The 12,369-nt window shown below is 52.9% G+C and carries 8 protein-coding genes; 6 read left to right on the top strand and 2 right to left on the bottom strand.

Going from position 1 to position 12,369, the window contains the following annotated elements:
• The 4 genes from ABX962_RS17460 to ABX962_RS17445 all read left to right on the top strand — a co-directional run.
• On the top strand, positions 1-242 hold a 242-nt coding region (locus ABX962_RS17460), incomplete at its 5' end, for a hypothetical protein (RefSeq protein WP_372721320.1).
• Positions 243-283: 41 nt separating this feature from the next.
• Positions 284-1,693, top strand: a complete 1,410-nt coding sequence (locus tag ABX962_RS17455; protein WP_372721319.1) for a DUF1501 domain-containing protein — start codon at positions 284-286, stop codon at positions 1,691-1,693.
• Positions 1,694-1,807: 114 nt separating this feature from the next.
• Entirely contained in the window at positions 1,808-2,302 is a 495-nt protein-coding gene (locus ABX962_RS17450) for a hypothetical protein (RefSeq protein WP_372721318.1), read from the top strand.
• Between the two features lie 260 nt (positions 2,303-2,562).
• Positions 2,563-2,877 (top strand): TMEM14 family protein, encoded by a 315-nt coding sequence (locus ABX962_RS17445; RefSeq protein ID WP_372721317.1) that lies wholly within the window; start codon positions 2,563-2,565, stop codon positions 2,875-2,877.
• 188 nt (positions 2,878-3,065) lie between these two features.
• Here ABX962_RS17445 and ABX962_RS17440 read toward each other — a convergent pair whose 3' ends face one another.
• A complete protein-coding gene (locus ABX962_RS17440; RefSeq protein ID WP_372721316.1) occupies positions 3,066-4,313 on the bottom strand; it encodes an SHD1 domain-containing protein in 1,248 nt (415 codons plus the stop codon).
• A gap of 442 nt (positions 4,314-4,755) precedes the next feature.
• Here ABX962_RS17440 and ABX962_RS17435 point away from each other — a divergent pair, with 442 nt between their 5' ends.
• Positions 4,756-6,189, top strand: coding sequence for a hypothetical protein (locus ABX962_RS17435; protein WP_372721315.1), 1,434 nt, complete (start codon positions 4,756-4,758; stop codon positions 6,187-6,189).
• A 706-nt stretch (positions 6,190-6,895) separates the two neighbouring features.
• Here ABX962_RS17435 and ABX962_RS17430 read toward each other — a convergent pair.
• A complete protein-coding gene (locus tag ABX962_RS17430) occupies positions 6,896-9,367 on the bottom strand; it encodes a metallophosphoesterase (RefSeq protein ID WP_372721314.1) in 2,472 nt (823 codons plus the stop codon).
• Between the two features lie 1,232 nt (positions 9,368-10,599).
• Between ABX962_RS17430 and ABX962_RS17425 the strand changes: the two genes are divergently transcribed.
• Positions 10,600-10,809: a hypothetical protein gene (locus ABX962_RS17425; protein ID WP_372721313.1), complete on the top strand. Its 210-nt coding sequence runs from the start codon at positions 10,600-10,602 to the stop codon at positions 10,807-10,809.
• Positions 10,810-12,369: the final 1,560 nt, after the last annotated feature.

Genomic DNA, 12,369 nt, shown 5'->3' with positions numbered 1-12,369 from the left:
TCGTCGATATGAATGTCGACACGTTGACCGTGCAACCTGGCGAAACAATCGACTTCATCGTAGATATCAACAAGGTGCTCAATAGCGATCAGTACCTCTGGGACATCACGCTCGAAGCATCGTCAGGCGAAAGTTGGAATGCCACGTCCGATTTTACGAAAGACACCGCCGAACAACTGGACGAACTCGAGCAGCTTGCTCAGGTATTGTTATGCACCAATGAATTTTCATTTGTGGATTAACTTGAGAACGGAAACACACTTTATCGAAACTGGAATTGGTGATGACCAACCCGAACATTAACCGCCGCGAATTGCTGTCGCGCTCCGCGCTTGGACTGGGATCACTGGCGCTGGCGGGCGTGCTGGGTGACGACCATTTGTTGGCATCCGAAACGGGCACGCCTGGGTCGCTGGCTGCGCGATCGCCTCATTTTCCTGGTCGTGCAAAGCGTGTTATTCACTTTTTTCTCAATGGGGGACCGTCACATGTCGATACGTTTGACCCGAAACCTGCGTTGGCGAAATACGCCGGTCAACCGCTCGCAAACACGCTGACGACCGAACGCAAAACCGGTGCCGCGTTTCCATCCCCCTTTTCGTTTAAACGATATGGAGAATCGGGGATCGAAGTGAGCGAATTGTTCTCGCGAACCGCGCAACACATTGATGATATCGCCGTCATCCGCTCGATGTACGCCCAGGTCCCCAATCATGAACCGTCGCTGATGCTGATGAATTGTGGCGACTCCGTTCAAACGCGACCCAGTATGGGATCGTGGCTGATGTATGGCCTGGGGACCGAAAACCAAAACCTACCCGGATTTATTTCGATGTGCCCCGGAGGTTTGCCCATCAAAGACAACGAGAACTGGCAGTCCGCGTTTCTGCCGGGCGCGTTTCAGGGTACCTACATCGATTCACAGCATCGTGAGTTTCGCAAGCTCATTGAAAACATTGAACATCCTCAGGTGTCAAACGATGTCCAGCGACGGCAATTGGATCTACTTCGCCGCTGGAACCACCAACACCTACAGCCGCGCCACGACGCTCAATTGCAAGCCAGGATTCAGTCGTATGAGCTGGCGTTTCGCATGCAGCAGGATGCCCGAGAAGCGTTTGAGCTGGCGGACGAACCGCAGCATATTTTGGATCTTTATGGCTCCGGCGTCCACGGGCGTCAAACGCTGATCGCGCGGCGATTGCTCGAACGCGGAGTGCGATATGTGCAGCTGTGGCACGGCGCGGGTCAACCTTGGGACAACCACGATAAGATTGAAGACAACCACCGCAAACTGGCGGGCGAGTTAGACCAGCCGATTGCGGCACTGCTTACCGATCTGAAACAGCGAGGCATGTTGGACGACACGCTGGTGTTGTGGGGCGGTGAATTTGGACGCACGCCGACGGTGGAACTGGGGGCCGGTGGCGCCTCGCTGCTAGGTCGTGACCACAATCACTGGGGATTCAGCGTCTGGATGGCTGGAGGTGGAATCAAAGGGGGAACGGTCTACGGCGCAACCGACGAATTCGGCTTCCGAGCGGAACAGAATCGCACCAGTGTGCATGATTTACATGCCACGATGCTGCATTGCTTGGGGCTCGATCACCAGCGTTTGACCTATCGTTACGCCGGCCGTGATTTTCGCTTGACCGATGTTCACGGCAACGTGATCCACGATATCTTGGCATGATTATCACAGCCCGAAGCAACGCGACTTTCACGCCGACGTGGCGCTGTCCAGCTAGAAGGTCGCCATCGCTGATGGGGGCTCAGCATCTTTCCCGCTTTTACAACGAGGAATCCATTGAAGCCGCTGAATTCGAATGACATCGGGCCAGTCCTCTGGTCCACGCCCGTCGCGGCCGCCAAATGGATCGCGGCGATTGCAGGATTGGTGATGTTGGCGTTTGGGATCTGGTGTGTTTGGGATCTGGAATCCAGCGGCACTATCTACGTTCGTCACGTGGGACGCCTGTCCGCTGGCAACTTTATCTGGGGTTACCGTTTTGTCATTGTGGTGCTGCTGGCGATGGCGGCTGGACTGACCTCGGCCTGGTACTGGTTTCCCAAAATCACCATCGGTGAAAACGGCATCAGACTGTCCGACGGACGCATCGTGTGGTGGTCCAGCGATCTTCGTTGCGAGCATGTCGATCCGGGGAAATGGACATTCCTGCAAGGCGATGAGCGAATCGAAATGGTCGTCTACGACGCGCTGAGCATCAAACGAATGGAGGCAGAACTTAAGCAACGAGGGATTACCAGTGTGACCGCGTCCCCTTCGGAACCGACTTCGTAAAGCATCGACACGGAAATTCACCCTGAGAGAATGATGGATCGGGATGGTGGATGGCACCAATCGGACGTTCCGTCGGTACAGACGCAGCTTTGAGTCCCGCTTGGGATTCGTACGAAATGCTCGGCGGTGCAGTTGGCGGCTAGCACCTTGGGGACGTCCCATTACAATTTTGCAAAAGGCAGCTTGCGTGGATCGATCTGTGTTCGAATCCGCTGAATCATTTCTGCCAGAACTTGACCATTGAATTTAAAGAGACTTGTGTGGACTTTCCGGTAATCGTGACAGCAATCTTCGCAGTATTTGTCATCTTCGGCGGAGTCATGGGCTATGTCAAAGCTCAAAGCAAGGCTTCTTTGATCGCAGGCAGCATCACCGGCGGACTCCTTCTGCTCTCGGCGTTTCTGATTGCCAAAGGCATCACTGCAGGAGCCATTCTAGGGATCGTTGTCTCGCTACTGCTGATTGGCCAGTTTGGCCCCTCGTTGCTGAAGAAGTTCAAGGTAATGCCAAACCTGCTGGTGGTCGTGCTGGGATTGATCACCGTCGGCACGCTCGCGTTCAGTTTCTTCCAATAGGGTTTGGGTTCTTCCGATAGGGTTTGGGAAATCAAGGCGGGTGGAAAGAACGATCCTAACACTGCCTGCGATCCAGTTGAACCAGATTTTACGTGATTTGATTTCCACCTTTCGTCCAACGTGTTTCGATTTGCCTAACACGTGGTATCGAAGCGTAGCGATGAAGAGTCACGCGATGCATCCGTTGCTCAGCGCCCAACGCTTAGATCCGCAATCAATTGATCTAGCTCACGAAATTTGGGTTGCGTTTGCGAAACATGAAAATTCTTCCCCCCTGCGTGTCGGATATTACCGGGACCGCCCAGCGGTGCCCAGGAATCAGGTTCCACTAATTGCATGACCGATTGGATGATCAACGAAGAGACCTGTGGTGAACCAAACGGAATCGTTACACGTCGTTGTTCGAGTTGCTGGTTCGCGTATTGCTTGGAAACCAATTCCAGGCCTTGCGGATTTTCCAGCCACTCACCACTGATCCGACTTGCCGCCAGATCAAGGGCATCCGCAACCGTAACGTTGGTAAGATTGACCGTGAATGCGGTGTTACGAGCAGCTGAATCCGCCACGCTGATGTTGCGTTTTAGTTGGTCTCCGAGCTGTTTCACAAACGCATCCAAGTTGCCACGCGTGTTCTGAACCGAGACGATCTGATTGTCGAGTGGATGGACGTAACGATGTGGGAGCGGACGGAGCTTGAGTTGCCGAGCGAGTTGGCGATGGATTTCCGGCGTTTGCCGAATCACCACAGCGCCAGGCAGGACAGCGATACTGCCGCTGCCACCCAACGATTCCCAACTGGAACGTTCGACCGCTTCTAGTTTTGCTCTCACTGCTGATACGTCGTTCCCGGGGATCGGAATTCGGTATGCGAAGGTTTCCATTTTACTACGCTTTTCTTTGGAAGCGACGACCAAAACCGTGCGGAGGCGATACCAGGTCAAATGGAGCGGCGCCAAGGCGGTATCCAATTGATCGGCCAGCGAGGGTGCATCCACGTCCGTGTTGATCACAAGACCGGGCGTTACACCGATTGCGTTCAGGCTGGAGATGTCAAAATAAACGGGCGTGCCCGTTCGGCTAAGAAAGTCAGACAACCTTTCTTTGGGCTTTCCCGCTATCGGCCCTCCACCTAATTTTGCCGTCAGCATCTGTTCCGCCGCCGCCGCAGAGGGTGTTGAAGGCGTCGCCGACAGTGCCTGCAAATAGTCTAGGTCAATCTTACTTAGTTTGGCTTTCGGAACGTTCACCAGCCTGCCATCGGTGGTTTTCAGGCTAACCGAGTTTTCGTCCTGAGAATTCAACACCGCGTCGACAGAAAACTTCCCCGTTGTGTCTTTCCATGTTCGCTGTTCCTGTGATGACACCGTGGATTGGCAAAACAGAGAGAAGCCAATCGCAAGGCATAGCATCGCCGCGTTACATCTTGAGCATTGCATTGATATGATTCCCATCAAGTCCTCAGCCGTTTGGGTGTGTACCTTCGAGTTTCCAATGACACAAACTCTGTTACGAAGAAAAGCAACGTTAGTTGCCCCAAGCTCTGGCGAGCGTAACCACGTCGCTGTTGAGCTAAAACTTTCTTAATCACACGGATAGCGGATTTCGCCTTTCTTGCCCGCCGCTGATTTTACGGGAGGTTGCAAACGTTTGCTACTTGCTCGATCAGAATTTTTGCAGTGTGGAAGCGGGTACGTCGCCGATGATCGGTCGCTAAGGATCGAACTGTTTTGCATGCCGCCGGTCAGTGGCGCGGCGTCACTTTGACGTCAAACTCACCCGGGAGCAGCGAAGTCCATCGGTGCACGATAGAATCTAGCAGTACGGCGAGCCGTGTTGCGTCCGCCGTGATCATGCCAGTAGCAACCGGGAGCGTCCGCAGTGAAACAGCACCATGCATTTATGCCCCAGGACCGGCGAGATTTTCTACGCGCAAGTGCCTGGGGCGCCGCCGCAACGGCAGTCGCTGGTATGGGGATGTCCCGTTTAGGTTCGGCCGAAACGCCTGAGGCTGCGGCGACCGCTTTGCTGCCGACCCGGCCTGCAAGCATTCAAGTGCTGATGCCGCGAGATCGAGTGCCGCTGTCGTTCATCATTGATGATTCGACGTGCCTGGTGAACATGGGACACTTCTGCACTCCGCAGTTTGCGACCGCCTTGCCAAACCGCACCGAGTATCAAAAACCGTGGAGATCATGGCCGCGTGAAATCCCCGACAGCTTTGTCCGCAAGTTTGGTCAGTGGTGTGCCGGCCAGGGGGTGAAAGGCAAGTACAGTATCGTCCCCAATCCCGCCTGCGTTGGCTGGCTTGACCGAGAATTGCCCGGTTGGTCGCGATCCGAATTGCAGTCCAGCCTAAAACTTGTCCGCGAATTGATGCTTCCCAATTGGGACATTCATCCCGAGATGATCACGCACACTCGTGTGATCGACTTGAAGACCGGCCGACCGATGCAGGAAATCAGCGCGGCGACGATGGAGAATTCGTATCCCCAGGAAAAGAAGAGCGTCGATGAATTGGCAGCCTACCTGGCCTATGCCCTTCGCCTTGTCAAGAACTGTGACCTTCCCTGCGAAGGAATCACCACTCCCGGTGGCTTTGGCAATTCGATGAAAGACGAACTGCCGATCGCGGTCGACCAAGCGGTTCGCGACGTCTACGGAATCGATCTGCCGCACTATTTCAAATACGTCATCTCTGGCGACCAGAGTACGGAACCCAAGCTCGAACATTTGCGCGGCGTGGGGACCGACGACGTGCGGTTAACGGTGAACGTGCCGGCGGGAACAGGCGATTGGTTTGGCGGTTGGCAAGGCGATTCCCTCTCGGAACCCGATCGCTACTGTAATGCCGCGGCGACCAGCGGCCGAATGGTCGAACTGATCGGGCGGCGGCAACCGGCGGTCATGATTTGTCACTGGCCAGGGATGTACAGCAACGGCAGCGAAGAAGGATTCCGTTCCTTCCAACGAGTCGTTGGGTCGTTGGCGTCTCGATTCGCCGACGACACGATCTGGATGAAGGTCAGCGAGATTGCCCGTTACTGGGCCGCCAAACAGCTGACGGCGATTAGCCGCGTGGGCAACCGCTTGACGCTGACGGCACCCTTTGCCGCAGAACGATTCACGTTGCAAATTGACGGCGGCTCGGGACCAGTGAGTCTCCAGCAGGGAAACGATCGCACGCAACTTCGCGAGGCGACTCATCGATCGACTTTGGATGCAGGGACATGGATCGCCAACGATCAAAAACTTGTCGCCTGTTTCGACTTGCCAAAGGGAACAAGCGAGCTCGTGTTGGCAGCGACTTCCTAGGGCCCGCTTCACCTGCCGATCGCCAACAACCTACAGCTTAGCCTGGTGCAGTCACCTCTCCACCGACGAAGTCGGGGGAGAGGTGGCAGATAACCATCGCAACCAAACATCGCGACCGCACCAAAGCTTTAGCAGTACGGGTGAAGCCCAACGATTGTTTTTCGATCCTATCCCGATAGGGATTGAAGACATTAGCCGTAGGTAAGCGAAACGCCACCTGCGGAATCGAGAGTGGAAAATCGATTTCGACCCTGGAGGGGCCGCAGCCCAGTTGCCTGTGACTCTTTCAGGATCAATCCCGAGGCAGGTATGGTTTTCCGGTGGTATTCGCTACGCTCAAACCACCGGCTAATTGCTAAAATCTTTATCGGGATGGGGCTAGAAAAGATATGCAGGATACAAGCGGTTGCGGTCGCTCTTCTAGACTAAGAAAACGATCGTCTTCCAAACCAAATGGAACGCTACGCAATGGACAGCTTCCTGACGTTGGCGTTCGAAGCCCATAGCGACGAGGAGAATCATCATCGCCGGTACGACACCGCGGTAGCTCGTGACCCTTTCGACCAATAACCTTGGCCGTCCGCTGTGTCAGAGCTTCAGTCGATGAAACCGGAGCACGCTCACTACCCATGGTTTCGATCGCTAACCTCGCTGGCATACCCCCCTTCTCCATCAATAATGATCCGGCGATCTAGACGGTCCAAACTTACTCGTTTGTTTTGCCGTTGGCTGAACTTCGGTCTTTTACTTTAGCGCCAACTTCAAAACTGACGGTTCTGAGAAGTCGAATCGCGGTATCGGCAGCTAGTTTTACAGAACCAACTACTTGGCTAGTGGGATCAATAGGGTTTTGCAAAAGTCCCCCCTTTTCTCTGCTTAGGATTTCGTACGGACAAGAGGTGGCGTTCGCGAAACAATCCCACCCCCTAGCTTGGTCATGTGTTAGCGACGGCATCACGGCACTCTTCGTTGCACAGGCGAGCGCGACACCTCCGCCGGGCACAAAGCCTTCGAGCATCGCCTGACGCACAGAAGCAAACGCATCCTGAACGAGACTGTAATTCAGCGCGCGCTCTGCGTTTGAAACACCACCAATGTCTAGATTAACAATTCTCCCAATCAATCTCGCCCTGCGTTCTTCCATGTTCTCGCGTCCGTAATTGGTGACCTCATACTCAGCCTCTCGCTGTAAAGCTTTCACTCGGCTTAGCATGCGTTTATCTTTACTCGCCCCACCTTCAATTGTAAGTGAGAAGTTTGATAGGACTGCACTGGATGCCTCTCCCAGAAATGTTTGAACCGATTCAGCAGCTCTCGAGCCAAGTTCTGACGAAAATTCATTTGCACCGGTTAGAACTGCAAGATCCCTCAATAAATCGTGCATTTTCTCGCCATAGCCGCCCATATGCAATGGTATCGCGACGACAGTTCCCTTCGAGCCATTTGCTCCACAGAATTCAGCAGTTAGGGATTCAATCTCCGGAGTCGCAATAATTATTGGGCGTTTGGTGGTGCCAGCGTATTCTAGCAGTCGCACAAGAACGTTTCGGGAGATACTTCGTTCGAGTGTCACAAAGAAAAGCGGCGTAGTAAGTTTACCGCTCTCATTTTTCTCGCTGAACCATTTAGGAATCTCGCGAACCGGAAACGTTGGATGTTCCTGAACTTTCAAATCAAATTCAACATCGGACACTGACTGCGATTCAACGAATCGCACCAAACCGTTGCCACCAGCTTTCTCGATCGCCTCGACCAAGATCGATGACATTCTAGAATCACCATTTGACGCCGTCATCGCAATAGCCTTCGTTTGATCTCGCGATTTAGCATCTTGCGACAGATTCCTAATTCCGAGAACAATTTGCTCGATCGCCAACTCGATTCCCCCACACAACTCACTCCGGCTTGCCCCTTGTTGAATCAAAGGAACTGCCTCGGTAACCGCTTTTGCTGCGATTAGCATTGCTGTCTTTCGACCATTTCCTGATCGGTCAGTTGCGTCGCGAGCGAGAGTGATGAATGTCTCAATGACCCGCTGTTGAACGGAGTTTTCAGCCGATAGTGACTCGACGATCCCCACTCCGTCCTTCATATGCTGAGCACGATTTAAGTCTGCTACTCCACGCAATCCCCCGACTGGACCAAAACTGCGGCCTACGACATCGGCAACCTTCTCAGCAACACTCTTGATTTGGATGAGCACTTCCAATTCGGATGACTCGGCGACGTCGAGGGTCCCTGGAAACGCGGTCGAAGCAAACGTCCCGCTTGGTTTGACAATAAAGCTGACCTCCTTGACTGACACGAACTGAGATGATGTATCCAACAATCTTACGTCGATAGCGATTGACTCTGCATCGACCGTTAAGATTTGGTATCCGTTTCGCCCCTGTGGCGGAAGATCTTTGCCGCCTGCACTTGGGCCACCTATAACTGCCAGAGGACCGCCGAGACGGTCGACACGATGAAACGTGCTTATGAATGACTCGTGCTGGTGGCCATGAAGAACTGCATTAAATCCAATCTCTTGAGCCCAAGCCAAAATAGTGGCAGTATCCAATGTCGCGCTATTGTGATTTCCTTCTGATGGAACTTCGTCACACCAATTCACGGGCAACAGATGATGGTGCAACACGAGCAGTTTAATCGCCGAATCGGTCGCTTCTGTCAGTACCTTCGACTTTGCATGAGCCAACTGCCTAAGACCGACAAAACCCTGCCCGCCATTTTCCTCTGACTCAACTAGGTTTGAGTCCAGACAAATCGCGTAAACATCACCGATTCGACATGCACGCAACTCAATTTCACTCGGTACACATTTATAGAATAATGACGCAAATGTTCGAAAATTTCCGTGACTTGGTTCCGCTGCATTCGTCGTCCAAGTAACGTCGTGGTTTCCGGGACATAACAGAACATCGCTTTTGGATAGATTCCAGGCGTTGACCAGTTGAACAAGAAAATCATTTGCCTTGTGAAACTCCGACTCTTGGCCGAAAGACACGAAATCGCCGCTGATGATCAAAAGATCAGGCTCCACTCTTAGGCTCTGAACATCGTCAACAAGCATTTGCAATAATGAACGCTGATGTTGAACACCGTTTGACGCATCTTGAAACTGATGCTGTGGTCCGAAATGAAGGTCGGTCAAGTGAACTATTTTGATTGGGCGTTGCATTCAATTCTTAGTCAGTTTTGAAGTAGATCCGCTGCAGTGCTTCGAGTTGCTCATTTCTGCAGTGAGTTTGGCAGACTCTAAGTGTATCGTTTCGAAGCGACACTACCACTATCCACAAATCCTTCGGTTGAGCGCGTGAAACTCAGAATTGGCCTCGTGTTCACCGCGAACGGACTCACTGCACCGCTGGTCGCCAGCGAGAAGAGCTTGAGTTCAACAAAACACACCTGATCAATTCATCGAGAATTGAGCCGGTCCAATCCCACGACATGCAAGAAGTGACGGGAGGCTATCTCCAGGGTCGGGCCATGTGCTCGGTATTCAGTCGTAGCAGCGCGTCACCTTGTACTGCTTGGGGAAAGAAAAGGTACGGGGACTCTTTTGCATGCTGCAGAAGGTAGTTTTGTGCTCCGCTTGCCGATACCGGGTACCGATTGAAGTGGAAAAAGATATACCTAATCAATTCACCGGGCAATGGATCAGCTCCAATCCCACGACATGCATGAAGTCACGTACATTGTGGGTTGCCAGCGGCGCTCCCAATACAACTGCCGTTGCGGCAATCCACGCGTCAACGAGCTGGATGACTCGATCCGCTTACTTGACGCCCGCCCTAAGCTGAGCCCAAGTGCGACAAAGGCGATCGGTCGCGATTTCCTTGGGCCTCGACCTTGAAATCGCCGTTCCCTCGGGCATGCTACCGAGTGATCAAAGATAAATCAGTTGACTCACGGTGTGATCCGAGGTCGAATTCACTTGGACCACCCGACTTTGCGGGCGTTCAAACGAGAGTTACCCGATAAGGCCACGATGAATTCCTTTTTTGCTAAACTTGTCCTCGCGACAACGCTTTTCATGTCCGGGTGCTCTTCGTTGATGATAAAACCTCCGACGTAACGATAGTCGGCGGTTTTGATTGACGGCCTTATTTCCGTTTAGAGTTTGCGGGCATAGGGCTTGCGTGACGTCGCCCCGTCGTTGCTTTCCACCCCCTGATGTACAATGCCAAGCCGATGAATGTCATCATCGCGGACAGCCAGAGAATTGCACGCGATTTGGCGGTGGCCGTGCGTCTGGACGCAGGATCACCCACTGCTGCCACCGCGTGAATTCAAACGTGATTCGACTGACAGACTTCTAAACTCAAACGCGAGCTGCAGATGATCGCACCTGTCCCTACTTCGCGGCATCACTTTCCGTACAAGAATGTTTTTCTCGGCTTTATACTCGTCATGCTGGTTGTCAACATCGCAATCTTGGTGACCGAGGGTGACTACGGTTACGATAAATACACGAGCATCGTCGTCACGCTGATGCTTCTTTTCAACCACGTTGCCTATCAATACAAACTGCCTGGATCATTTCGCCCCCTTGCTAAACTACTTGTCTGGACGTGGCTCAGCATTGGGTTGTCATACATCGGCACGGTTGTGCTCCGCTGACCATTCTCGCGTGCCACGTGATCGAACAACAATCGTCCGCCTGAGTTGACGTTAATCATTCGTCGACAAGTGACGACGTCTTTTGGACCGAAGACGCGGAACACTAATCGGCACTGATCCGCACTCATCGATTTGCGAAGATGAGTGGGAATTAGTGTTCAACATTGTCCTGCTTTCGATGAATTTAGCTGGTAGCTCGTTGGCCTATTTGATTCCATCAAACATCGACTTTCTGCCATTCCCATCGAATCTCACGGTTGGATTTGGGATACGGCCTAAGGACGGTCCGTAGCCGATTCGCCGCGTCTTCAATCTTTCTGTCGCACCAATCTTTCTGTCCTCACTTGCGGCGTCCTAAATACACCGAAGGACGTGAAAGGCGAGGGCGACTGCTGCGGAATGAACACTCCTGTAGTGTGCCGAACTCTCAGTGAATTTGGTTCGGCGATTGCTCGGACGATCGAGAGACAGAAAGATTGGTGCGACAGAAAAATGAGCCTGCCATGGCGCTTCGTAGTTGGGCCTGAACGCTCACGCCGTCTTCATCTTTTAACCGGTCATTTTCTAACCTTTCCCTTCTTCTCAGCCATAAGATGTCATCGCCGATTTGAATAACATCGCATTCCGGCTCTCCCATTTTCCTGCCCCTCCATCTTCCAGCCCAACCTCAGGTTGCCTGGAGTGCCCCCACCATCGCCTCGCGAGTTTGGTGCTGCAATGTCGATGGCGTCCAGATTCAGGATCGAGGAAGCAGGTGACAATCGCCATGTGGCGAGACAACCATTCGGTTCGTCACCTTTGAATTTTTCTGTCGCACCAATTTTCCTGTCCTCACTTGCGGCATCCTAAATACACCGAAGAACGTGAACGGCGAGGTCGGCTGTCGAGGAATAAACACTCCTGTAGCGTGCCGGACTCTCTGCGAATTCGGTTCGGCGATTGCTCGGACGATCGATAGACAGAAAGATTGGTGCGACAGAAAAATGAGCCTGCCATGGCGCTTCGTAGTTGGGCCTGAACGCTCACGCCGTCTTCATCTTTTAACCGGTCATTTTTTAACCTTTCGTTTCTTCTCAGGCGAAAGGCGTCATCGCCAGAACAAATGACATCGCATTCCGGCTCTCCCATTTTCCTGCCCCCTCCGTCTTCCTGCCCAACCCCTGGTTGCCTGGAGTGCAGCTGCCATCGCATCGCAAGTTTGCTGCTGCGACAACGATGGCGCCAAGATTCAGAACCGGGCAAGTAGGTGACAATCGCAAGGTGGCAAGACAACCGTTTGATTCGCCACTTTTAATCTTTCTGTCGCACCAATCTTTCTGTCCTCACTTGCGGCATCCTAAATACACCGAAGGACGTGAAAGGCGAGGGCGACTGCTGCGGAATGAACACTCCTGTAGTGTGCCGAACTCTCTGTGAATTTGGTTCGACGATTGCTCGGACGATCGATAGACAGAAAGATTGGTGCGACAGAAAAATGAGACAGCCACGGCGCTTCGCAGTTGGACCTGAACACTCGTGTCTTCTTCATTTTTTAACCGGTCATTTTTTAACCTTTCGCTT

It is taken from the genome of Novipirellula sp. (assembly GCF_041583735.1).
In the GTDB taxonomy this organism is placed as follows: domain Bacteria; phylum Planctomycetota; class Planctomycetia; order Pirellulales; family Pirellulaceae; genus Novipirellula.
The sequence above is the reverse complement of the archived record's forward strand: the minus strand, read 5'-3'. Positions and strand labels throughout refer to the sequence as shown.